This window comes from Pseudomonas sp. MRSN 12121 (genome assembly GCF_000931465.1).
Taxonomy (GTDB): domain Bacteria; phylum Pseudomonadota; class Gammaproteobacteria; order Pseudomonadales; family Pseudomonadaceae; genus Aquipseudomonas.
In genome coordinates this window covers 1,475,217-1,497,694 of sequence record NZ_CP010892.1, presented here as the reverse complement: position 1 = coordinate 1,497,694, position 22,478 = coordinate 1,475,217, and the positions used below count along the sequence as shown (strand labels likewise).

The 22,478-nt window shown below is 64.0% G+C and carries 20 protein-coding genes; 8 read left to right on the top strand and 12 right to left on the bottom strand.

Going from position 1 to position 22,478, the window contains the following annotated elements; all coding sequences use genetic code 11:
* The 6 genes from emhB (at window position 1) to TO66_RS06740 (ending at window position 8,951) form a co-directional block, all read left to right on the top strand.
* The gene (gene emhB, locus TO66_RS06765; RefSeq protein ID WP_044461602.1) at window positions 1-3,147 is read left to right on the top strand and encodes an efflux RND transporter permease subunit EmhB; all 3,147 of its coding nucleotides are present in this window, start codon (window positions 1-3) and stop codon (window positions 3,145-3,147) included.
* Complete coding sequence (gene emhC / locus TO66_RS06760; RefSeq protein ID WP_044461601.1) at window positions 3,144-4,604, top strand: efflux RND transporter outer membrane subunit EmhC; 1,461 nt, start codon at window positions 3,144-3,146, stop codon at window positions 4,602-4,604. The genes emhB and emhC overlap by 4 nt, the downstream gene beginning before the upstream one ends.
* Window positions 4,605-4,959: 355 nt before the next feature.
* Window positions 4,960-6,219, top strand: a complete 1,260-nt coding sequence (locus TO66_RS06755) for an OprD family porin (RefSeq protein ID WP_044461600.1) — start codon at window positions 4,960-4,962, stop codon at window positions 6,217-6,219.
* 294 nt (window positions 6,220-6,513) lie between these two features.
* Window positions 6,514-7,704 carry an NAD(P)/FAD-dependent oxidoreductase gene (locus tag TO66_RS06750; RefSeq protein WP_044461599.1) on the top strand — a complete coding sequence of 397 codons (1,191 nt, stop codon included), beginning with the start codon at window positions 6,514-6,516 and terminating at the stop codon, window positions 7,702-7,704.
* A 26-nt stretch (window positions 7,705-7,730) separates the two neighbouring features.
* Window positions 7,731-8,111: a DUF1641 domain-containing protein gene (locus tag TO66_RS06745; protein ID WP_044461598.1), complete on the top strand. Its 381-nt coding sequence runs from the start codon at window positions 7,731-7,733 to the stop codon at window positions 8,109-8,111.
* Between the two features lie 15 nt (window positions 8,112-8,126).
* Complete coding sequence (locus tag TO66_RS06740) at window positions 8,127-8,951, top strand: methyltransferase domain-containing protein (protein ID WP_044461597.1); 825 nt, start codon at window positions 8,127-8,129, stop codon at window positions 8,949-8,951.
* A gap of 40 nt (window positions 8,952-8,991) precedes the next feature.
* Here the strand turns inward: TO66_RS06740 and pcaC are convergent, their stop codons facing one another.
* The 9 genes from pcaC to pcaR all read right to left on the bottom strand — a co-directional run bounded on the left by pcaC (window position 8,992) and on the right by pcaR (window position 18,593).
* Window positions 8,992-9,384, bottom strand: coding sequence for a 4-carboxymuconolactone decarboxylase (gene pcaC, locus TO66_RS06735; RefSeq protein WP_044461596.1), 393 nt, complete (start codon window positions 9,382-9,384; stop codon window positions 8,992-8,994).
* Window positions 9,385-9,393: 9 nt separating this feature from the next.
* A complete protein-coding gene (gene pcaD, locus TO66_RS06730) occupies window positions 9,394-10,194 on the bottom strand; it encodes a 3-oxoadipate enol-lactonase (protein ID WP_044461595.1) in 801 nt (266 codons plus the stop codon).
* Between the two features lie 12 nt (window positions 10,195-10,206).
* Window positions 10,207-11,571, bottom strand: a complete 1,365-nt coding sequence (locus tag TO66_RS06725; protein WP_044461594.1) for a 3-carboxy-cis,cis-muconate cycloisomerase — start codon at window positions 11,569-11,571, stop codon at window positions 10,207-10,209.
* A 45-nt stretch (window positions 11,572-11,616) separates the two neighbouring features.
* Complete coding sequence (locus TO66_RS06720; protein ID WP_044461593.1) at window positions 11,617-12,912, bottom strand: MFS family transporter; 1,296 nt, start codon at window positions 12,910-12,912, stop codon at window positions 11,617-11,619.
* A 144-nt stretch (window positions 12,913-13,056) separates the two neighbouring features.
* On the bottom strand, window positions 13,057-14,262 hold the full coding sequence (pcaF, locus tag TO66_RS06715; protein ID WP_177330428.1) for a 3-oxoadipyl-CoA thiolase: 1,206 nt from the start codon (window positions 14,260-14,262) through the stop codon (window positions 13,057-13,059).
* Window positions 14,259-15,038 carry a CoA-transferase subunit beta gene (locus TO66_RS06710; protein WP_038581608.1) on the bottom strand — a complete coding sequence of 260 codons (780 nt, stop codon included), beginning with the start codon at window positions 15,036-15,038 and terminating at the stop codon, window positions 14,259-14,261. The genes pcaF and TO66_RS06710 overlap by 4 nt, the downstream gene beginning before the upstream one ends.
* Window positions 15,038-15,895, bottom strand: coding sequence for a CoA transferase subunit A (locus TO66_RS06705; RefSeq protein ID WP_009047400.1), 858 nt, complete (start codon window positions 15,893-15,895; stop codon window positions 15,038-15,040). The genes TO66_RS06710 and TO66_RS06705 overlap by 1 nt, the downstream gene beginning before the upstream one ends.
* Before the next feature lie 204 nt (window positions 15,896-16,099).
* Window positions 16,100-17,446 carry an MFS transporter gene (locus TO66_RS06700; protein ID WP_044461591.1) on the bottom strand — a complete coding sequence of 449 codons (1,347 nt, stop codon included), beginning with the start codon at window positions 17,444-17,446 and terminating at the stop codon, window positions 16,100-16,102.
* Between the two features lie 304 nt (window positions 17,447-17,750).
* Window positions 17,751-18,593 (bottom strand): pca regulon transcriptional regulator PcaR, encoded by an 843-nt coding sequence (pcaR, locus tag TO66_RS06695; protein ID WP_044461590.1) that lies wholly within the window; start codon window positions 18,591-18,593, stop codon window positions 17,751-17,753.
* Window positions 18,594-19,220: 627 nt separating this feature from the next.
* Between pcaR and TO66_RS06690 the strand changes: the two genes are divergently transcribed.
* Together TO66_RS06690 and TO66_RS06685 are read left to right on the top strand one after the other, a co-directional pair.
* Window positions 19,221-19,421, top strand: coding sequence for a hypothetical protein (locus tag TO66_RS06690; protein WP_044461589.1), 201 nt, complete (start codon window positions 19,221-19,223; stop codon window positions 19,419-19,421).
* Between the two features lie 344 nt (window positions 19,422-19,765).
* Complete coding sequence (locus tag TO66_RS06685; protein WP_044461588.1) at window positions 19,766-21,241, top strand: inorganic phosphate transporter; 1,476 nt, start codon at window positions 19,766-19,768, stop codon at window positions 21,239-21,241.
* 266 nt (window positions 21,242-21,507) lie between these two features.
* Here TO66_RS06685 and ccoM read toward each other — a convergent pair whose 3' ends face one another.
* The 3 genes from ccoM to TO66_RS06675 all read right to left on the bottom strand — a co-directional run bounded on the left by ccoM (window position 21,508) and on the right by TO66_RS06675 (window position 22,403).
* Window positions 21,508-21,624, bottom strand: a complete 117-nt coding sequence (gene ccoM / locus TO66_RS34115) for a cytochrome c oxidase subunit CcoM (protein ID WP_007959205.1) — start codon at window positions 21,622-21,624, stop codon at window positions 21,508-21,510.
* A 143-nt stretch (window positions 21,625-21,767) separates the two neighbouring features.
* Window positions 21,768-21,926 carry a hypothetical protein gene (locus tag TO66_RS33610; RefSeq protein WP_164485749.1) on the bottom strand — a complete coding sequence of 53 codons (159 nt, stop codon included), beginning with the start codon at window positions 21,924-21,926 and terminating at the stop codon, window positions 21,768-21,770.
* A gap of 135 nt (window positions 21,927-22,061) precedes the next feature.
* The gene (locus TO66_RS06675) at window positions 22,062-22,403 is read right to left on the bottom strand and encodes a hypothetical protein (RefSeq protein WP_023968071.1); all 342 of its coding nucleotides are present in this window, start codon (window positions 22,401-22,403) and stop codon (window positions 22,062-22,064) included.
* Window positions 22,404-22,478 lie beyond the last annotated feature (75 nt).

The window sequence follows — 22,478 nt, the reverse complement described above, 5'->3', positions numbered from 1 at the left end:
ATGTCGAAATTCTTTATCGACCGTCCGATCTTCGCCTGGGTAATCGCCCTGGTGATCATGCTGGTCGGGGCTCTATCGATCCTCAAGTTGCCGATCAACCAGTACCCGAGCATCGCGCCTCCGGCGATCGCCATCTCCGTGACCTACCCAGGCGCTTCCGCACAGACCGTGCAGGACACCGTGGTCCAGGTCATCGAGCAGCAGCTCAACGGTATCGACAACCTGCGTTATGTGTCTTCGGAAAGTAACTCCGACGGCAGCATGACCATCACCGCGACCTTCGAGCAAGGCACCAACTCGGACACCGCGCAGGTCCAGGTACAGAACAAGCTGAACCTGGCCACCCCGCTGCTGCCGCAAGAAGTGCAGCAACAGGGTATCCGCGTGACCAAGGCGGTGAAGAACTTCCTGCTGGTGATCGGCGTGGTTTCCGAGGACGGCAGCATGTCCAAGGACGACCTCTCGAACTACATCGTGTCCAACATGCAGGACCCGATCTCGCGGACCGCGGGCGTGGGTGACTTCCAGGTGTTCGGTGCCCAGTACGCCATGCGTATCTGGCTCGACCCGGCCAAGCTGAACAACTTCAACCTGACCCCGGTCGACGTGAAAAACGCCGTAGCGGCCCAGAACGTCCAGGTGTCGTCCGGCCAGATCGGTGGCCTGCCAGCCCTGCCGGGCCAGCAACTGAACGCCACCATCATCGGCAAGACCCGCCTGCAGACTGCCGAGCAGTTCAAGGCGATCCTGCTCAAGGTCAACGCCGACGGCTCGCAAGTGCGCCTGGGCGATGTCGCGGATGTGGCCCTAGGGGGTGAAAACTACTCGGTCAGCGCCCAGTTCAACGGTGCCCCGGCTTCCGGCCTGGCAGTGAAACTGGCCAACGGCGCCAACGCCCTGGATACCGCCAAGGCCCTGCGCAAAACCATCAGCGACCTGGAGCCGTTCTTCCCGCAAGGGATGAAAGTGGTGTTCCCGTACGACACCACCCCGGTGGTGACCGAATCGATCAAGGGTGTGGTTGAAACCCTGGTCGAAGCGATCGTGCTGGTGTTCCTGGTGATGTTCCTGTTCCTGCAGAACTTCCGCGCCACCGTCATCACCACCATGACCGTTCCGGTGGTGCTGCTGGGGACCTTCGGTATCCTCGCGGCCGCCGGCTTCAGCATCAACACCCTGACCATGTTCGGCATGGTGCTGGCCATCGGCTTGCTGGTGGACGATGCCATCGTCGTGGTGGAGAACGTCGAACGGGTCATGGCCGAGGAAGGCCTGTCGCCCAAGGAAGCGACCAAGAAGTCCATGGGCCAGATCCAGGGCGCCCTGGTCGGTATTGCCCTGGTGCTGTCGGCGGTACTGCTGCCGATGGCGTTCTTCAGCGGTTCCACCGGCGTGATCTACAAGCAGTTCTCGATCACGGTGGTCTCGGCCATGGCCCTGTCGGTACTGGTCGCGCTGATCTTCACCCCGGCCCTGTGCGCCACCATGCTCAAGGCCATTCCCCATGGCGAGCACGCCGCGCCGAAAAAAGGTTTCTTCGGCTGGTTCAACCGTAACTTCGACCGCAGCGTCAGAAGCTACGAACGTGGCGTGGGCAACATCCTGCGGCACAAGGCGCCTTACCTGCTGGCCTACGTCCTGATCGTGGTCGGCATGATCTGGCTGTTCACCCGCATTCCGTCCGCGTTCCTGCCGGAAGAAGACCAGGGCGTACTGTTCGCCCAGGTGCAGACTCCAGCCGGCTCCAGTGCCGAGCGGACCCAGGTGGTAGTCGACGAAATGCGCGCCTACCTGCTGGACAAGGAAAAGGACACCGTGGCCTCGGTCTTCACCGTGAACGGCTTCAACTTCGCCGGTCGCGGCCAGAGCTCGGGCATGGCCTTCATTATGCTCAAGCCATGGGGCGAACGCTCCGCCGAAAACAACGTGTTCAACCTGGCCGCCCGCGCCCAGCAGCACTTCTTCAGCTTCCGCGACGCGATGGTGTTCGCCTTCGCGCCACCGGCGGTACTGGAGCTGGGTAACGCCACCGGTTTCGACGTGTTCCTGCAGGACCGCGCCGGCATCGGCCACGAGAAGCTGATGGAAGCGCGCAACCAGTTCCTCGGCATGGCGGCACAGAGCAAGATCCTGTCCCAGGTCCGTCCGAACGGCCTGAACGATGAACCGCAGTACCAGCTGGAAATCGACGACGAGAAGGCCAGCGCCCTGGGCGTGACCATCTCCGACATCAACAACACCCTGTCGATTGCCCTGGGCAGTAGCTACGTCAACGACTTCATCGACCGCGGCCGGGTGAAGAAGGTGTACATCCAGGGTCAGCCCGGCGCTCGCATGAGTCCGGAAGACCTGAAGAAGTGGTACGTACGTAACAGCGCCGGGACCATGGTGCCGTTCTCCTCCTTCGCCAAGGGCACGTGGATCTACGGTTCGCCGAAACTGGCCCGTTACAACGGCGTGGAAGCGATGGAAATCCTCGGTGCCCCGGCGCCCGGCTACAGTACCGGCGAGGCCATGGCCGAAGTCGAGGCCATTGCCAAGAAACTGCCGGCCGGTGTCGGTATTTCCTGGACCGGGCTGTCGTACGAGGAACGTCTGTCGGGCTCCCAGGCACCTGCGTTGTACGCCTTGTCCCTGCTGATGGTGTTCCTGTGCCTGGCGGCGCTGTATGAAAGCTGGTCGATTCCGATCGCGGTCATGCTGGTGGTGCCATTGGGGATCATCGGTGCGCTGCTGGCCACCAGCCTGCGCGGCTTGTCCAACGACGTGTACTTCCAGGTGGGTCTGCTGGTGACCATCGGTCTGGCGGCGAAAAACGCCATTCTGATCGTCGAGTTCGCCAAGGAACTGCACGAACAGGGCCGCAGCCTGATCGATGCGGCGATCGAAGCCTGCCGCATGCGTCTGCGCCCGATCATCATGACCTCCCTGGCCTTCGTGCTCGGCGTGGTGCCCCTGGCGATCTCCACCGGCGCAGGCTCGGGCAGCCAGCATGCGATCGGTACCGGCGTGATTGGCGGTATGCTCACCGCAACCGTTCTGGCGATATTCTGGGTGCCTCTGTTCTTCGTGACCGTGTCCTCGATGGGCCGCCGTAACGTCGACGAACCAGAAACCACTGAAACTCCTAAAGAGGCTGGCCAATGAGCAAGTCGCTACTCTCCCTCGCAATCACCGCCGCCGTGCTGAGTGGTTGCTCGCTGATACCCGATTATCAGCAGCCGCAGACCCCGGTCGCGGCGCAGTACCCGCAAGGTCCGGCCTATTCGCCGGCCCAGGCGCCGGCCCAGGCCGCCGCCGAGCAGGGCTGGAAGCAGTTCTTCCGCGACCCTGCCCTGCAGCAGCTGATCCAGGTTTCCCTGGAAAACAACCGCGACCTGCGGGTCGCGGCCCTGAACATCGACGCTTACGCGGCTCAGTACCGCATCCAGCGCGCCGACCTGTTCCCGGCGGTCTCGGCCAATGCCAGCGGCAGCCGCCAGCGTACGCCGGCCCGGATGTCGCAGACCGGCGAAGCCGCCATTGCCAGCCAGTACTCGGCGACCGTCGGCATCAGCGCCTACGAACTCGACCTGTTCGGTCGGGTTCGCAGCCTGAGCGAACAAGCGCTGCAACAATACTTCGCCACCGAAGAAGCGCGTCGCAGCACCCAGATCAGCCTGGTGGCCAGCGTGGCCAATGCCTACCTGACCTGGCAAGCCGATAAAGAGCTGCTGAAACTGACTCAGGAAACCCTCGGTGCCTACGAGGAAAGCTACAAGCTGACCAGCCGCAGCAATGAAGTCGGGGTCGCCTCGGCGCTGGACCTGGCGCAATCGCGTACCTCGGTGGAAAACGCCCGGGCGCAATTGGCGCGCTACACCCGCCAAGTCGCCCAGGACGAAAACAGCCTGACCCTGCTGCTCGGCACCGGCATCCCGGCCAACCTGCAAGCGGCCAAGCCGCTGTCGGACGACCTGCTCGCCGACGTACCGGCCGGCCTGCCGTCCGACCTGCTGCAACGTCGTCCGGACATTCTCCAGGCCGAGTACAACCTGAAGGCGGCCAACGCCAACATCGGCGCGGCCCGCGCGGCGTTCTTCCCGAGCATCAGCCTGACCGCCAACGCGGGCAGCCTGAGCCCGGACCTGTCCGGCCTGTTCAAGGGCGGCTCGGGCACCTGGCTGTTCCAGCCGCAGATCAACCTGCCGATCTTCAACGCCGGCAGCCTGCGCGCCAGCCTCGACTACGCCAAGATCCAGAAGGACATCGGCGTGGCGAACTACGAGAAGTCCATCCAGACGGCCTTCCAGGAAGTCGCCGACGGCCTGGCCGCACGCCAGACCTACACCGAGCAGTTGCAGGCCCAACGCGACTTCGTCAACGCCAACCAGGACTACTACCGCCTGGCCGAGCGTCGCTACCGGATCGGGGTCGACAGCAACCTGACCTTCCTCGACGCGCAGCGCCAGCTGTTCAGCGCCCAACAAGCCCTGATCACCGATCGCCTCGCGCAGCTGACCAGCGCGGTCAACCTGTACAAGGCGCTGGGTGGCGGCTGGAACGAGCAGACGGCGCAATACGCACCGCTGAAAGAAGAAGCGCCCAAGCTGAAACTGTTCTGATCGCAGCGTGACAACAAAAAGCCCACCCTCTGGTGGGCTTTTTGTTGGCCTCGAATCACTACGGGATAACTACGGGATTTATCTCAAATACCTTGGGGCCATCCCTGCGCAGGCGGTGGTGATTAACGTTCGATAATCGCCCATAACCCTGCTCAGCCCGATTGAATCGGCGCGCCGATCCCCCGCACCATTGCCCGCACCGCCAAAACCAATAACAACAGGTTCGCCCCCATGGCCACACGCCCTACCCTCCCCAGCTGACCCCAGCCGTTCGCTTACCCGGATTTTTTTGTCTGCAACCCCAGGTTGCGGCTACGTATCGCTGCACCTCCAACAATTAGAGAGTCCCGAGTCCATGAAAGCGTCCACCGCGCCCTATGTATTTCCCAGTCTGATCGCCCTGGCCCTGGCCGGCGCGACCTTGCCCGTGGCGGCCGAAGAAAGCGGTTTTCTCGAAGACGCCAAGGCCAACCTGAACCTGCGCAACTTCTACATCAACCGCAATTTCACCAACCCGGCCAAGGCCCAGGGCAAGGCCGAGGAATGGACCCAGAACTTCATCCTCGACGCACGCTCCGGCTTCACCCAGGGCACCGTCGGCTTCGGCATGGACGTGCTGGGGCTGTATTCGCTGAAACTCGATGGCGGCAAGGGCACTGGCGGCACCCAGCTGCTGCCGCTGGACCACGATGGACGCCCGGCCGACAACTTCGGCCGCCTGGGCGTGGCGTTCAAGGCTCGCCTATCGCAGACCGAGGTGAAGGTCGGCGAATGGATGCCGGTGCTGCCGATCCTGCGCTCGGACGACGGCCGCTCCCTACCGCAGACCTTTCGCGGCGGCCAGGTCACTTCGAAGGAAATTGACGGCCTGACCCTCTACGGCGGCCAGTTCCGCGCCAACAGCCCGCGTGACGACAGCAGCATGAGCGACATGTCGATGACCGGCAAAGCCGCCTTCACCTCCGACCGCTTCAACTTCCAGGGCGGCGAATACAGCTTCAACGACAAACGCACCCAGGTCGGCCTGTGGAACGCCCAGCTCAAGGACATCTACCGCCAGCAGTACGTCAACCTGATCCACAGCCAGCCCCTGGGCGACTGGACCCTGGGCGCCAACCTCGGCTTCTTCTACGGCAAGGAAGACGGCAGCGCCCGCGCCGGCGACCTGGACAACAAGACCTGGTCGGGCCTGTTCTCGGCCAGGTACGGCGGCCACACTTTCTACGTCGGCCTGCAGAAACTCACCGGCGACAACGCCTGGATGCGCGTCAACGGCACCAGCGGCGGCACCCTGGCCAACGACAGCTACAACGCCAGCTACGACAACGCCCAGGAGCGCTCCTGGCAGGTGCGTCACGACTACAACTTCGTCGCGCTGGGCATTCCCGGCCTGACCCTGATGAACCGCTACATCAAGGGCGACAACGTGCACACCGGGACCATCACCGACGGCAAGGAATGGGGACGCGAGAGCGAGCTGGCCTACACCGTGCAAAGCGGCGCGCTCAAGAATCTCAACCTCAAGTGGCGCAACTCGACGATGCGCCGCGATTTCAGCACCAACGAGTTCGACGAGAACCGCCTGATCGTCAGCTACCCGCTCAGCCTGCTGTAGGCACACCGTTGCCGCTGTAGGAGCGAAGCTTGCTCGCGATGCTCGTCACGGATGACGAGCATCGACTGACTGAACGCAGCGCCCTCAGCCCCCATCGCGAGCAAGCTTCGCTCCTGCAGGTTTGGGCTGGCATTTGGCCGCTTGTCGGAGTCCGCCCCGCCCGGGAAATACCCACATAGAATCAAAGGTTCCTAATTTCAGCAAAGGCGTTACCCACTCACTCCAGGATTCGCTCTTCCGTTATCCGCAGGATGCCTTACGTGAAGTCGATACGCCCAAGGAGGGGCCCACGTGATGAGCAAGCACATAGTCGTTGTCGGAGGCGGGGTTGGCGGCACCATGGTTGCCAACCAGCTGGTCAGCAAACTGTATCCGGAGATCCAGCGCGGCGAAGTGAAAGTCAGCCTGCTATCCAACTCCCCGGATCACTTCTACAAGCCCGCCTTCATGTACGTGGCGTTCAACCTGTTCTTCGAGGAAGAACTCAAACGCCCGGAACGTTCGCTGCTACGCCCGGAAATCCGGTTTATCGTCGACGAAGTCACTCGCTTCGACTTTGCCCGCCAGGAACTGCACACCCGCGGCGGCAAACGCCAGGGCTACGACTTCCTGGTGATCGCCACCGGTTGCCTGCCGGCGCCGGAGCGCATCGAAGGGCTCAAGGAGGCCGGCGATCATTTCTACCAGTACGCGCCGGCACGACAACTGGCGCAGCGCTTGAGCCGCATCGAAAAGGGCCGGATCTTCATTACCGTCTCCTTCCCGCAAACCCCCAACGTGCCCCACCAGTGCGGCATCGCCCCGGTGGAAACCACCCTGATGCTGGACGACTTCCTGCGCCGTCGCGGGGTACGGGACAAGGTGGAAATCGTCTACACCTACCCCACCACCGCCCAGCTGCTGCGCAATTGCCTGTTCCTGCAACGCCCCACCGGCGAGATCCTGCCGAGCCTCTTCGAGCAGAAGAACATCCGCTTTCAGCGCGGCTTCACCCTGTGCAAAGTCGATCCGGACCAGCGCATCGCCTACTCGGAAGAAGGCGACGCACAGCCTTTCGACATCCTGATGGCCACGCCGCCGATCCGCGCCGTGGACGCGGTGCTGGAGTCCGGCGCCTCCCAGGCGCCGAACCGCGAAGGCTGGCTGCCGACCCACCATGAAACCCTGCAGGTCTATGGCCTCGAGGGGGTCTACGTGATCGGCGACACCGTCGACCTGCCCATCAGCAAGGCAGGCGGCGCCTGTCATAACCAGGCACCGGTGATCGTCAACAATATCGCCGCGGAAATTCGCCTGGGCGCGCCCAACGCGGTGTACGACGGCCGGGTACAGGCCGTGGCGCAGATGGGCCTGAATGCCGGGATGCCGCTGTGGTACGACTACGCCCACGATGTACTGCCCACCCCGCCGAGCAAACTCGGCGGCCTGTTGCGTAACGGTTTCAATCGCGGCCTGTACTGGGCCGTGGCCCGCGGAATGCTTTGACCCTGCACAGGGAGGAGTGAATCGCCATGGATGCTTCTGCTCAACGGCCAGACGGCCTGCCCCTTCATATCGCCCATAACCCGGGCCTCGACGCCTTGCTTAAAAAACTGCAACCGCTGCTGGACGGCGGCCGCCTGGACAACCTCGTCGACCTGTTGTCTCTGCTATCGGACCTGGTCGACCTGCTGGACCCGCCCATGGTGGAGAAACTCGCCCGGCTGTTCGAGGAAGCCACGGCCGTCACCTGGAGCCTGGGCAACGCGCTGCGCCTGGCCAAGGCCGAGACCGTCGCCCAGGAGGCCCCGCCGAACCTGCGGCAACTGCTGTCGCTGCTGCGCGACGCCGATACCCGACGCGGCGTGGCCCTGGTTCTCAGGACCCTGAGCGTCGTCGGTAGACAACTCTGAACGAAAGGAATCGTCATGAACACCAAACCTCAGCCGACCACGGCCAGGATTGCCTGCACGCAATGGGATCCCCAGGGATACCAGCAATTCGCCCGCCTGCGGGAGCGACCGGTGGTGGAACTGCTGGACCGCGTTGGCCTGGAACACCCCGAATGCATCTATGACCTGGGTTGCGGCACCGGCATCGCCACCCAGCTGTTGGCCAAGCGCTGGCCACAGGCCGAGCTGACCGGCGTCGACAGCTCCGCCGAGATGCTCGGCGAAGCCAGCTACCTGCCGATCAAGGCGCTATGGCAGCGCTGCGACCTGCAACGCTGGCACGCCGAACAGCCGGCCGACCTGCTGTTCGCCGCCGCGGTGCTGCATTTCATCCACGGCCACGAAGAACTGCTGCCGCATCTGTTGCGCCAGCTCAACCCCGGCGGTTGCCTGGCGGCCCACATGCCCAACTGGCGGGATGCACTGTGGTACCAGCTGATGCTCGACACCCTGGAACAGCCCGGGCCCGATGGCGCCCCACTGGGCACGCCGCAACTGCGCCAGCTCATGGCCGAACGCACGGTGCTGTCGCTGGACTGTTATTACCGGCTGCTGGCACCGCTGACGCGCGACCTGGATATCTGGGAAACCGAGCATTTGCAGGTGGTCGAGGGCCAGTCGCCGATTTTCGACTGGGTCAAGGTATCGGCACTGCGCCCGGTGCTGCTGGCGTTGAACGAGCGGGAGCGCCAGTGGTTCCTCAAGCATTACCTGGCGCGGGTGCACCAGCACTATCCGCCCGAGGTGGATGGCCGAACGCTGTTTCCGTTCAAGCGGATCTTTATCCTGGCCACGGTCTGAAACGTCGCGGCGCCGGGTTGCCCGGCGCCGGCGTTGGCCCTCAGGCGCGGGATTCGACGCCCAGCTCGTCCCATACCGACTCGGCGAGATGGAAGGTCGCGTTGGCCGCCGGAATGCCGCAGTAGATGGCGCTCTGCATGATCACTTCCTTGATCTCGCCACGGCTCACGCCGTTGTTCGCGGCGGCGCGCAGGTGCAGCTTGAGCTCTTCGTTGCGGTTCATGCCGATCAGCATGGCGATGGTGATCAGGCTGCGGGTGTGGCGCGGCAGGCCCGGACGGGTCCAGATATCGCCCCAGGCGTGCCGGGTGATCATTTCCTGGAACTCCGAGTTGAACTCGGTCAGGGTGGCCAGGCTGCGATCGACATGGGCATCGCCCAGCACCGCACGGCGTACTTGCATGCCTTCGGCGTAACGTTGTTTCTCGTCCACGGGAATTCCTCAGATGCGCTGGCCGGCCAGCAGAAAGGCCAGGACCCGCTCGCTGAACGCGGCGCCGGCCTGGACGTTGGACAGGTGTGCCGCCCGGAACTCGGCGTATTCGGCGCCGCGTACGCGCTCCTGGATGAAATGCCCGCCGGACGGCGGCGTGACCGCGTCCTCGGTGCCGGACACCACCAGGGTCGGCACGTCGATGGCCGCCAGTTGCTCACGGAAGTCCGCATCGCGCACGGCCGCACAATTGGCCGCATAGCCCTGGGGCGAGGTGGCCGCCAGCATGTCGGTGATCAGCTTGGCCTGGTCCGGGTGCGCGGCAGCGAAGTCCGGGGTGAACCAGCGCGCGATCGACGCGTCGCGCAGCGCCACCATGGCGGCCTGGCCATCGCGCAGCACGGTTTCGATGCGCGGGTTCCAGATCGACGGATCGCCGATCTTCGCCGCGGTGTTGCACACCACCAGCTTGTGCAGGCGCTCGCCGGCATTGATGCCCAGCCACTGGCCGATCAGCCCGCCCATGGACAGGCCGCAGAAATGCACGCGCTCGATCTTCAATGCATCGAGCAGGGCCAGCACGTCGCGCCCCAATTGTTCGATGCTGTACGGCCCTTCCGTGACCAGGGACCGGCCATGGCCGCGGGTGTCGAAACGCAACACCCGGAAATGCCGGGTAAAGGCCGGGATCTGGATGTCCCACATGTGCAGGTCGGTCCCCAGGGAATTGGACAGGACCAGCACCGGCGCATGGTCCGGCCCATCGAGTTGGTAATGCAGTTCGCCATCGGCGAGTTGTACGAATGCCACGGGCAGTCTCCTTCAAGCGTTCAAGGCAATGTGTTCGGTCACGGCACGCTCGACCCAGGCCTGCGCCTGGCCGAGGTAGTGCGCGGGGTCCAGCAGGCGATCCAGTTCCGCCGCCGACAGTTCGGCAGTGACCTGCGGTTCGTCCGCCAGCACCGCGCGCAGGTGCCGTTGTTCGGCCACCGCGCGCTTGCAGCATTGTTCCAAAAGGTGGTGCGCGGTTTCGCGCCCCAGGCGCTGGGCCAGGGCGATGCTCACGGCTTCGGCCAGCACCAGCCCGCGGGTCAGGTCGAGGTTCCGACCCATGCGGTCGGCGTCGACTTCCAGCCCTTCGGCCACCAGCAGCGCCTGTTGCAAGGCGCCGGACACCAGGCAGCAGATCTCCGGCAGGGTTTCCCACTCGGCATGCCACAGGCCCAGGCTGCGTTCGTGCTCCTGGGGCATGGCGCCGAACATCGTCGCCAGCAGCCCGGGAACCCGGGTCGCCGCGCTGATCAGCACCGCCGCGCCTACCGGGTTGCGCTTGTGCGGCATGGTCGAGGAACCGCCCTTGCCCGGCGCCGAAGGCTCGAAGACTTCCGCCGCCTCGGTCTGCATCAGCAGGCTGATGTCGCGCCCCAGCTTGCCCAGGCTGCCGGCGATCAGGCCCAGCACCGCGGCGAACTCCACCAGCCGGTCGCGCTGGGTGTGCCAGGGCTGTTCCGGCAGTTCCAGCCGCAGTTCCTCGGCCAGGGCCCGGGCAATGGGCAAAGCCTGTTCGCCCAGGGCCGCGAGGGTCCCGGAAGCGCCGCCGAACTGCAGCACCAGCAGGCGTGGCCTGAGCTCGGCCAGGCGCTGGCGGCTGCGGGTCACGGCCCCCAGCCAGCCGGCGATCTTCATGCCCAGGGTGACCGGCGTGGCGTGCTGCAACCAGGTGCGGCCGGCCATCGGCGTCGCGGCATAACGCCGGGCCTGCGCGGCCAGCAGGTCGCCCAGGCGCGCCAGGTCGTGCTCGACCAGGCCCAGCGCTTGCCGCAGTTGCAGGATCAGCCCGCTGTCCATCACGTCCTGGCTGGTCGCCCCCAGATGCACATAACGCTCGGCGCTGGCATCGCTGCGGGCAATCTGCTTGCCCAGGGCCTTGACCAGCGGAATCGCCGAGTTGCCCGCCGTGGCGATGGCCTGGCCCAGGGCGGAAAAATCATAGAGCCCGGCCCGGCAGGCCGCCTCGATCGGCGCCACGGCGCCCGCCGGAATCACCCCGACCCGGGCCTGCGCCCTGGCCAGCGCGGCCTCGAAATCCAGCATGGCCTGGACCCGGCCCTGGTCGCAGAACACCTCGCGCATATCGCGGGCAGTGAAGTAGGCATCGAACAGTTGATTGCTCGCCGGTGTGCTCATAAACAATCCTTTGGCGCGCGCGCCCCAAGGGCGCGCGCAGAGAGGTCATAGATCGTGGTGCAGGTAGGCCGCCTGCCGGGGCAGGCGCAGGCTGAACAGGAAGGCAATCGCCATCATCGCCGTCACGTACCAGTAGAAGGTATTTTCCATGCCCATGGATTTCAGGCCCAGGGCCACGTATTCCGCCGAGCCGCCGAACACCGCGTTGGCCACCGCATAGGCCAGCCCGACACCCAGCGCCCGCACTTGTGGCGGGAACATCTCGGCTTTTACCAGGCCGCTGATGGAGGTGTAGAAACTGACGATCGCCAGGGCCAGGGTAATCAGCACGAAGGCCAGGAACGGACTGGTGATGGTTTTCAGGGTCAAGAGGATCGGCACGGTGCACAGCGTGCCGAGCGCGCCGAACCAGAGCATCGAGTTACGCCGGCCGATGCGGTCGGCCAGCATGCCGAACAGCGGCTGCATGCACATATAAAGGAAGAGCGCGCCGGTCATGATGTAGCTGGCGGTCTTGGCGTGCATCCCGACGGTGTTCACCAGGTATTTCTGCATGTAGGTGGTGAAGGTGTAGAAAATCAGCGAGCCGCCGGCGGTATAACCCAGCACGGTGATGAAAGCCTTCGAGTGGTTCTTGAACAGCGCCGCGACGCTGCCCGCTTCCTTGTCTTCGCGGACTTCCTTGCTGGTGGTTTCTTTCAGCGAGCGCCGCAGCAGCAACGAGATCAGCGCGGCGATGGCACCGATCACGAAGGGAATCCGCCAGCCCCAGGCCTTGAGCTGCGCCTCGTCGAGGAACTGTTGCAGGATCACCACCACCAGCACCGCCAGCAACTGTCCGCCGATCAGCGTCACGTATTGGAACGAGGCGAAGAAACCGCGCTGGCCCTTGAGGGCGACTTCGCTCATGTAGGTCGCGGTGGTGCCGTATTCACCGCCCACCGACAGCCCCTGGAACAGCCGCGCCAGCAACAGCAGCGCCGGCGCCCAGGCGCCGATGCTGGCGTAGGTCGGCAGGAAAGCGATGACCAGGGAGCCGGCGCACATCATCAGCACCGAGATCATCATCGAATTCTTGCGCCCGTGCTTGTCGGCCACCCGGCCGAACAGCCAGCCGCCGATGGGGCGCATCAGGAACCCGGCGGCGAACACGCCGGCGGTGTTGAGCAACTGAACGGTGGGATCGTCAGAAGGGAAAAACGCCGGAGCGAAATAGATCGCACAGAAGGCGTAGACGTAGAAGTCGAACCACTCGACCAGGTTGCCGGAGGAAGCGCCGACGATCGCGAAGATCCTCTTGCCGCGTTCTTCCGCCGTGTAGTGGCTGGTTAACGTTGTCATGGCTTTTCACTCTTTGGGGACAGTTTGAGTCTAGACATAATTGGTAACAGTCCCGTTCCGCAAGACGACCTTTGGGGGGCAGGGCCGATACGGCCCTGTCGCGCGCCAGCCTGCCGGAGCAGCCTGGCTCGCCTCCCCCTTGCATCACACGCGCTCGATGGCCAGCGCCAGGCCCTGGCCGACACCCACGCACATGGTCGCCAGGCCTTTGCTGCCGCCGGTCTTTTCCAGGTGATGCAGCGCGGTCAATACCAGGCGCGCACCGCTCATGCCCAGCGGATGGCCGAGGGCGATGGCGCCGCCGTTGGGGTTGACCTGCGGTGCGTCGTCCGCCAGCCCCAACTCGCGCAACACCGCCAGGCCCTGGCTGGCGAAGGCTTCGTTGAGTTCGATCACGTCGAAATCGCTGACCGCCACGCCCAGGCGCTCGGTCAGTTTGCGCACCGCCGGCACCGGGCCGATGCCCATCACCCGCGGTGCGACGCCGGCACTGGCCATGCCCAGCACCCGGGCCCGCGGGGTCAGGCCGTGCTTCTTCACGGCCGCGGCCGAGGCCAGGATCAGCGCCGCCGCCCCGTCGTTGACGCCCGAGGCGTTGCCGGCGGTAACGGTCTTGTCCGGGCCATTGACCGGCTTGAGCTTGCCCAGGGTTTCCAGCGAGGTATCGGCCCGTGGGTGCTCGTCCTTCTCGACCAGGGTCTCGCCCTTCTTGTGGACGATGCGCACCGGGACGATTTCCTCGGCGAAGAACCCGGCCGCCTGGGCCGCCGCGGTGCGTTGCTGGCTGCGCAGGGCGAACGCGTCCTGGTCGGCGCGGGAGATCCGGTAGTCGTCGGCCACGTTGTCGGCGGTCTGCGGCATGGCGTCCACGCCGTACTGGGCTTTCATCAGCGGGTTGATGAAGCGCCAGCCGATGGTGGTGTCTTCCAGCTTCATGTTGCGCGAAAAGGCGGCGTCGGCCTTGCCCATGACAAAGGGCGCACGAGACATCGACTCGACGCCGCCGGCGATGGCCAGCTCCATCTCGCCGCTGGCGATGGCGCGGAAGGCGGTGCCGATGGCATCCATGCCCGAGGCGCACAGGCGGTTGAGGGTCACCCCCGGGACAGTCTCCGGCAGGCCGGCCAGCAGCAGCGCCATGCGCGCCACGTTGCGGTTGTCTTCGCCGGCCTGGTTGGCACAGCCGAGGAACACCTCGTCCAGCGCGCTCCAGTCCACCGAGGGGTTGCGCTCGATCAGCGCCTTGATCGGCGCGGCGGCCAGATCGTCGGCGCGGACGCTCGAAAGGCCGCCGCCAAAGCGGCCGATGGGGGTACGAATGGCGTCACAGATAAACACTTCGCGCATCAGGCTTCTCCCGGAGTCTGGCCATGGGCCGCGGCGGTGCGGGCTTCCAGGTCACGCAGGGCGGTCAGTTCGACCTCGGTCGGCGCGGCGGTCTCGGCCACCTGGTCGGCAAAGCGGATCGCCCAGCCGGTGGCGGCTACCACTTGCTCGCGGGTCACGCCGGGGTGCAGCGAGGTCACCACGAATTCATGGCTGCCGGCTTCCGGCTCCATGATGCACAGGTCAGTGATGATCCCCACCGGCCCGGCCCCTGGCAGGCCCAGGCGCTTGCGCGAATCGCCGCCCTCGCCATGGCCGACCGAGGTGATGAAGTCGAGCTTGTCGACGAAGGAGCGCGACGACTGCTTGAGGATGATCAACACGCTCTTGGCGGAACCGGCGATCTCCGGCGCGCCACCCGCGCCCGGCAGGCGGACTTTCGGCTGGTGGTAGTCGCCGACCACAGTGGTGTTGATGTTGCCGAAGCGGTCGACCTGGGCCGCGCCGAGGAAGCCGACATCGATGCGCCCGCCTTGCAGCCAGTAGCGGAAGATTTCGCCGGTCGGCACCACGGTGTCGGCGGTTTCGGCCAGTTCGCCGTCACCGATGGACAGCGGCAATACGCTGGGCTTGGCGCCGATCGGACCGGATTCGTAGATCAGCACCACGTCCGGCGACGAGGTCAGGCGTGCCAGGTTGGCCGCCTTGGACGGCAGGCCGATGCCGACAAAACACACCGAGCCGTTCTGCAGGCGGCGAGCGGCGGCCACGGTCATCATTTCATTGGTGGTGTAGGTCATTACTTGGCCCCCGTTGCTGCGGCCAGCTTGGCCTGGAATTCGCTGAAGTCGGCGCTGCCGCGGATGTATTCGTTGATCCAGGCGGTGAAGGTTTCACGGTCGCGGGCGATCGGGTCCCAGGCCTGGTAGAAAATGTTGTCGCGCTCGGTGTAGCCGTGGGCGTAGGACGGATGGGCGCCACCCGGCACGTGGCAGACCGCGCTCAGGGCCCAGGTCGGCAGCACGCAGGCGTTCATCGGGGCGTTCAGGTCGTCGACGATTTCTTCCACAGTGACGATGCAGCGCTTGGCGGCCAGGGCGGCTTCTTTCTGCACGCCGAGGATGCCCCACAGCAGCACGTTGCCCTTGCGGTCGGCCTTTTGCGCGTGGATCACGGTGACATCGGGACGCACCGACGGCACCGCCGCCAGCACTTCGCCGGTGAAGGGGCAGGTCACGCTCTTGATCAGCGGGTTGACCTTGGGCAGGTCCGAGCCGGCATAGGCGCGCAGCACCGCGAACGGCAGGCCCGAGGCGCCGGCCACATAGGCGTTGGCCAGGTCGGCGTGGCTGTGCTCTTCGATTTCCAGGGCGTGCGGCCATTGTTTCTCCACGGCATCGCGCAGGCGATGCAGGGAACCCACGCCCGGGTTGCCCCCCCAGGAAAAAATCAGCTTGCGAGCACAACCGGCACCGATCAACTGGTCGTAGATCAGGTCAGGGGTCATCCGTACCAGGGTCAGGTCTTTCTTGCCCTGGCGGATGATTTCATGACCCGCGGCCGTGGGGATCAGGTGGGTGAAGCCTTCGAGCGCGACGGTATCGCCGTCGTTGACGAACTGCTTCACCGCATCGTGCAGCGAAAGGATTTCAGCCATGGGGGATCTCCCGATTGTGATGGAGCGGCAGGAAGAAAAGGCGCAAGGGGTGCCGCCGGAATGACTGAAGATTAAGCCGGGGAAAAAACCCAAACAATCCGATAATCGACTGAGTGTTCGTTTATCGAACGGATTGTTGTCGGGCTATCTATTAACAGGAGCATCGCGGGCAAGCCGGATCGCCGCCCGCGATAGGGTTATCGATCAGGTCGCGTCAGCATGGCTGACCATGCCCTTGATCACCACCGCCGTGGTCGCCAGCGCCGCCGGGATCACCAGCGCCGTCAGCACCTGCTCGAAGTTCCAGCCCAGGCCCAGCAGCGTGGCGCCCATCCAGGCCCCGAGGATCGCCCCGAAGCGGCCGATGCCCAGCATCCACGACACACCGGTGGCGCGGCCCTGGGTCGGATAGAAGCGCGCCGCCAGGGACGGCATCGCCGATTGCGCGCCGTTGACGCACATGCCGGCGATCAGCACCAGGGTGGCGAGCAAGGTGATATTGCCCAGGCTCTGCCCGACCGCGTAGGCAAAGACGCCGGCCAGCAGGTAGAAGGTGCCGATGACCTTGTGCGGGTTGAAGCGGTCCATGGCCCAGCCCACCGCCACGGCGCTGAGCACCCCGCCGAACTGGAACAGCGCGCCGATAAAGGCCGCCTGCTCCATGCTCGCGCCGCTGTCCCGCATCAGGGTCGGCAGCCAGCTGGTCAGCAGGTAGACAATCACCAGCCCCATGAAATAGGTCAGCCACAACAGCAAGGTGCCGACGCTGTAGGTGCCGGAGAAAATCACCGCGAACACGTTGCGCGCTTTCACCGTCTTCTGTTCCGGCACGCTGAAACTCGAGGCCTGGCCGACGGTGGCCGGTTCGATGGGGGCCAGGGCCTTGCGCACTTTGTCCGTGCCGCGATTGCGCACCACCAGGTAGCGCGCCGACTCCGGCAGCCAGGCCAGCAACACCACGGCCAGGATCAGCGGCAGGATCCCGCCGATCAGCAGCAGGCTATGCCAGCCGAACGCCGGGATCAGCTTGGCGGAAATGAAACCGCCGCCCGCCATGCCCAGGTTGAAGCCGCAGAACATGCTGGTCACCAGCAGCGACTTGTGACGCTCGGGGGTGTACTCGGAGAGCAGCGTGGTGGCGTTCGGCATCCCGGCGCCCAGGCCCAGGCCGGTGAGGAAACGCAGCACCAGCAACTGATCGACATTGGTGCTGTAGGCAGACGCGAGGCTGAAGGCCCCGAACAGTAGCACCGCTCCCACCAGCACCACCTTGCGCCCGAAGCGGTCGGCCAGCGGACCGGACCCCAGGGCGCCGAAGACCATGCCGATCAGCGCCGCGCTCATCACCGGGCCAAGGCTGGCGCGGTCGATGCCCCAGTCCTGGGACAGGGCCGGCGCGATGAACCCCATGGCCGCGGTATCGAGGCCATCGAGGAACACAATCAGGAAACACAGGATCACCACCCGCCACTGGTAACGCGACAGCGGCTGGGCATTGATGAAGGACTGCACATCGAGGCAGTTCCCTACAGCGGATTGAGGCTGGTTCATTATTTTTATTCCACGCAGAAAACGCAGGCGAACAGGCGCCAGCCAGGGCTGGGCGGTTCAGGTCGAAAAGGGCTCGGGGATCAGGCCGTCGGCAGGCGAAGGCAGGACAAGGGCGCGCGGCTGGGCGCGGGGACGGTGCTCATGGGGGGTTGGCCTCTTCATTATTATCGGGGCGTTACCCGGCCGTTGAGCCGCTGGCTCCAGTGGCCGGATGACGCTGCCGCGACATTAATGAGGCAAGGGAAAGAGCGTCAATTCGCCCGGCGCGTATCTGTGCGTTTATCGAACAGCTTAAGTACGGGCCTCAAGCGAACAGCTGGGCGCTGAGATCGCGGCTGGCGTTGAGCAACCCCGGCAGGAAACGCTGCTCCAGCTCGGCGCGGCTGACGCGACCGGCATGGGTGCTGACGTTCAGCGCCGCCAGTACCTGGCCCGAGGCGTCGTACACCGGCACGGCGATGGAGCGCAGGCCTTGCTCCAGCTCCTGGTCGACGATGCACCAGCCTTGCTGCCGGACCTGTTGCAGGCATTCGAGCAATGCCTCTGGCGTATGCAGGGTACGGCTGGTCTTGGCTTGCAGGTCGGCATGCTCGAGGTACTCGCGCAGCGAGGCATCGTCCAGCGCCGCCAGCAGGATCCGGCCCATGGAGGTGCAATAGGCCGGCAGGCGCCCGCCCACCGAGAGATCGACCGAGATCAGGCGCTGGGTGGTGGCCGAACGGGCGATGTAGAGAATGTCGTCGCCTTCCAGGGTGGCCATGTTGCAGGCTTCGTGCAGCTGTTCACTCATCCGGTCCAGGTATGGCTGCGCCGATACCGCCAGGGGCGTGGACGACAGGTAGGCATGCCCCAGCGTCAGCACCTTGGGCAGCAGCGAGTAGGTCCGGCCATCGGTGGTGGCGTACCCCAGCTTGATCAAGGTGTGCAGGCAACGGCGCACCGCGGCGCGGGGGATCTCCGTGCGGTGGCTGATCTGGGCGATGGTCAGATGGCGCTTGCGTTCCTGAAAGGCCTGAACCACCGCCAGCCCGCGGGCCAGAGAGGTCATGAAATCCGGATCACCCGTCAGCGCCTGGATCCGCTTGGCCGGCGAAGCGACAATCGGCGGCGCCGCGGAAGCGAAGGAATTACGCAATTGATCGTTCATGGAGGTTCTCTGCGGCGGAAGTCTGGCTTATTACAAGCCGTACTGGCGAACAGGCACAAGCCTGGGCGGTCAACATTGGGCGATTATCGAACCAGCGCCCGATAATCGCAATCCACCCGGACTGGCTGCACCGGACTGTTGCAGCGGATCTGGGCATCCATAAAACACGTGCTTGCGTTTTAATCCTTACAACTTGTCTTGTTACACAACTATTGCCGAGGATTATCCGGCGACTCCAGTTAACACTTTCGTGTCATAAAACCTTGATATGAAGTTGACGACTTTTAACTTATTTGTAGATAGTGTCCGCCATGACCGCGGCTATAATGAGCCTACTGATCTCCGGTATTTCCCGAGTTCAGCCGTATTACCAGGCAACCCATGACGGTGTTCCCTGCTGCAAACGCTCAACGCTCATCCCTCTATGTCCGGTCCATGCGTTTGCAAAAAACAACTGTTGCTACGACAGCTGTTCTGATCCGGTGGCGTGGCCGCATGCGACAAGAACACGGTTTGGCGAATCCCAGCGCAACTCCAGCCTGATCGAGGCGAGTATGCGTCGGCTCGCCACAGCCGATTGACGCAGTGCGTATCACCGGAACTCTCTCAACTCAATTAGGTAACACTGTGACGAAAGAAGAACTGCGCGCTGAACTTGAGCGCCAGGAACAACGTTACAAGGAAGTTTACGGAGGCGAAGTCACCACTTACGCCGCCCAGCCCGAACCTGAACGCAAACCCTGGCGCAAGCGTGCCAGCATCCTCGATCAGGCTTTTACCCAGGAACTGCAAAAGATGGAAAAAGAGCTCAAGGCCGAACAACCGTGACAGTGTTCGACTGAGGGCGCGGACTACCCGACGACTGGTGGTTCGCTATCGATTGCAGGCCGGGCAACCGCCACCGGGTACAAGCTCGGGATGAAAGGCGAAAAGCGCTCCAAGGCTGAAATTTCATACAAGCGTTTGAGACGCCTGATGGAGCGCCGCATCCCCGGCCTTGAGCAGGTGCCCCAATAAAATCAATGGCTTGCCCATGCCCCAGAAAAAGGCATGGCCACTGGCCTGCCTCCGGTTTTTTCGTTGAAGAATGTTACCAACGAGCACCTGGTGCATTGATTAGCAGGGTTTTCTGGCATAATCGCGCCCCCTTATGACCGGGTCAGAAAACCTTCATGATCGATTTATTCAGCGGACTGGATGCTTGGGTGCTTGTGAGCCTCTTGCTCGCCCTGGCTTTTGTCCTCGCCTACGAGTTCATCAACGGCTTTCATGACACCGCAAATGCGGTTGCCACTGTTATCTACACCAAGGCCATGCCGCCGCACCTGGCCGTGTTCTTTTCCGGTGTATTCAATTTCCTCGGCGTGCTGCTGGGCGGCGTCGGCGTGGCCTATGCCATCGTCCACCTGCTGCCGGTCGAGCTGCTGATCAATGTCAACACCGGCCACGGCCTGGCCATGGTTTTCTCGTTGCTGGCCGCAGCCATCACCTGGAACCTGGGCACCTGGTACTTCGGCATCCCCGCCTCCAGCTCCCATACGCTGATCGGCTCGATCCTCGGCGTCGGCCTGGCCAATGCCCTGCTCAACGACATCCCCCTGGGCGATGGCGTGAACTGGCAGAAAGCGATCGATATCGGCGCCTCCCTGGTGTTCTCGCCCATGGCCGGCTTCGTGATTGCCGCCCTGGTGCTGATCGGCCTGAAGTGGTGGCGTCCGATCTCGAAGATGCACAAGACCCCGGAAGACCGCCGCAAGATCGACGACAAGAAACACCCGCCTTTCTGGAACCGCCTGGTCCTGGTGATCTCGGCCATGGCCGTGAGCTTCGTGCACGGCTCCAACGACGGCCAGAAAGGTATCGGCCTGATCATGCTGGTGCTGATCGGTATCGTGCCGGCGCAGTTCGTGCTTGACCTGAACAGCACCACCTACCAGATCGAGCGTACCCGCGACGCCACCCTGCACCTGAGCCAGTTCTACCAGCGCAACCAGGATTCCCTGGGCGAATTCCTGGCCCTGGGCAAGAGCGTGAAGGACGACCTGCCGGGCAAGTTCCGCTGCAACCCGCAACAGACCGAACCGACCATCAACGCGCTGCTGGGCTCGCTCAAGGGTGTCGCCGACTACCATTCGCTGCCGGCCGAAAGCCGCATCGAAGTCCGTCGCTACCTGCTCTGCCTGGACGACACGGCGAAGAAAGTCGGCAAGCTGCCAGGCCTCGCCGCCCGTGAAAAGGCCGACCTGGACAAGCTGCGCAAGGACCTGACCGCCACCACCGAATACGCCCCGTTCTGGGTAATCCTGGCCGTGGCCCTGGCCCTCGGCCTGGGCACCATGATCGGCTGGAAACGCGTGGTGCAGACCATCGGCGAGAAGATCGGCAAGCAAGGCATGACCTACGCCCAGGGCATGTCGGCGCAGATCACCGCCGCCGGCCTGATCGGCATGGCCAACATCTTCAGCCTGCCGGTATCGACCACTCACGTACTGTCTTCGGGCGTGGCCGGGACCATGGTCGCCAACAAAAGCGGCCTGCAAAGCGGCACCGTGCGCACCATCCTGCTGGCCTGGGTGCTGACCCTGCCGGCGACCGTGGCCCTGTCGGCCGGTTTGTTCTGGCTGGCGTCGAAAGCCCTCGGGACCTGATTTTCAGGCTCGCGACAAAAAAAGGTGCGCCCCTCGGGTCGCACCTTTTTTCATGCCTGCGGTAATGATCGATCGCCGTAGGAGCGAGGCTTGCCCGCGATGGGGTTCGTTTGGGCGATGCCTGTCTCCAGGCCAGGCGCGGAATCAGATGGTAGGGCTGCGTTGCAGCCCATCGCGGGCAAGCCTCGCTCCTACAAAAGCCATAGGCAAAAAAAAGGGCAACCGAAGTTGCCCAAAATGCCTTGCGTGCTCGTGACTGGAAAGATTTAAGGTTTTTTGCGCTTATTCGCGTCTTTCCAGATGAAGAATCCAAACCCTGCGAAAAACAGAACCATGAGGCCGACGGTCAGCACTCCGGCGAACACCACATTATCGAAAAACATGACTGGCCTCCTGCTCTGCCCTGTTGCGATGGGGCTAAGTTAACCAAAGAGGCGGCGGGGAAAATTGACCGGGGTCAATGTCGCCCACGACAGGGCGACAGGGAGGGGAAATAACTGACTTGTATCAACGGATCGCGCCCGGATCAGCGCTTTTTCGGCTTTTTCGGTTTCTTTTTCGGCTTGCCCAGCGGCATGGCCTGCTCGAATGCCTGGCGTACTTCATTCAGGCGCTTTTCCTTCAGGTCATGCACACGCTTGGTACGTTCGGCGTTCAGGTCGATCAGGTTGTCGTCTTGGCTCATGGCTCTTGCATCGTTCGGGTCAATGTCGACCGAAGCCGCTGGATAACGGGCTACGGCCCTTGCGGGTCGGCCCATAATGCGGCGTGACGCGGCGGCTGACCAGCGCCACACATGATTGAAGCTTGGAAAGACCGCCTAGACCTCGACGTCGACCCACAGCCCCTGGCGCGGCGCATCCTCGATCAGCGGCACCACAGGCACGGTATTGTCGGCGTTCAGTTCGTCGCCGGGCACTGCCAGATGCAGCTCGGGATCATCCTCCGCCTCGCGCTGGCGCTTGTGCTTTTGCTGCTGGCGTTGCTGTTCTTCGCGCAGCAGCAACGCCGACTGTTCGGCGTCGCGTTTTTGCAGGTCGATGGTGCTTTCGTTGGAACTCTGTTGCACCGGCACCACCGGCGGGATATCCGGACGCGGCCGGATCGGGTCCTGCTGGGAGGTCACTGGCACGGCACTCAAGGGCAGCATCGGAGGCAGCATATTATTTATTCTCCTGTCGGCAGGCTGTCGGCTGCTGAGGGGACGACTTGAGCCATCGGTCGCAAACTTGTGACC

Bases quoted from the DNA above. Each gene is read 5' to 3' on its own strand.
- TO66_RS06720 (WP_044461593.1), bottom strand. From the start codon at position 12,912: ATGACAACGTTAACCAGCCACTACACGGCGGAAGAACGCGGCAAGAGG.
- pcaR (WP_044461590.1), bottom strand. From the start codon at position 18,593: ATGAACGATCAATTGCGTAATTCCTTCGCTTCCGCGGCGCCGCCGATT.
- TO66_RS06745 (WP_044461598.1), top strand. From the start codon at position 7,731: ATGGATGCTTCTGCTCAACGGCCAGACGGCCTGCCCCTTCATATCGCC.
- TO66_RS06740 (WP_044461597.1), top strand. From the start codon at position 8,127: ATGAACACCAAACCTCAGCCGACCACGGCCAGGATTGCCTGCACGCAA.
- TO66_RS06705 (WP_009047400.1), bottom strand. From the start codon at position 15,895: ATGGCTGAAATCCTTTCGCTGCACGATGCGGTGAAGCAGTTCGTCAAC.
- TO66_RS33610 (WP_164485749.1), bottom strand. From the start codon at position 21,926: ATGAGCCAAGACGACAACCTGATCGACCTGAACGCCGAACGTACCAAG.
- TO66_RS06750 (WP_044461599.1), top strand. From the start codon at position 6,514: ATGAGCAAGCACATAGTCGTTGTCGGAGGCGGGGTTGGCGGCACCATG.
- TO66_RS06755 (WP_044461600.1), top strand. From the start codon at position 4,960: ATGAAAGCGTCCACCGCGCCCTATGTATTTCCCAGTCTGATCGCCCTG.
- TO66_RS06725 (WP_044461594.1), bottom strand. From the start codon at position 11,571: ATGAGCACACCGGCGAGCAATCAACTGTTCGATGCCTACTTCACTGCC.
- emhB (WP_044461602.1), top strand. From the start codon at position 1: ATGTCGAAATTCTTTATCGACCGTCCGATCTTCGCCTGGGTAATCGCC.
- TO66_RS06685 (WP_044461588.1), top strand. From the start codon at position 19,766: ATGATCGATTTATTCAGCGGACTGGATGCTTGGGTGCTTGTGAGCCTC.
- TO66_RS06675 (WP_023968071.1), bottom strand. From the start codon at position 22,403: ATGCTGCCTCCGATGCTGCCCTTGAGTGCCGTGCCAGTGACCTCCCAG.
- emhC (WP_044461601.1), top strand. From the start codon at position 3,144: ATGAGCAAGTCGCTACTCTCCCTCGCAATCACCGCCGCCGTGCTGAGT.
- TO66_RS06710 (WP_038581608.1), bottom strand. From the start codon at position 15,038: ATGACCTACACCACCAATGAAATGATGACCGTGGCCGCCGCTCGCCGC.
- TO66_RS06700 (WP_044461591.1), bottom strand. From the start codon at position 17,446: ATGAACCAGCCTCAATCCGCTGTAGGGAACTGCCTCGATGTGCAGTCC.
- ccoM (WP_007959205.1), bottom strand. From the start codon at position 21,624: ATGTTTTTCGATAATGTGGTGTTCGCCGGAGTGCTGACCGTCGGCCTC.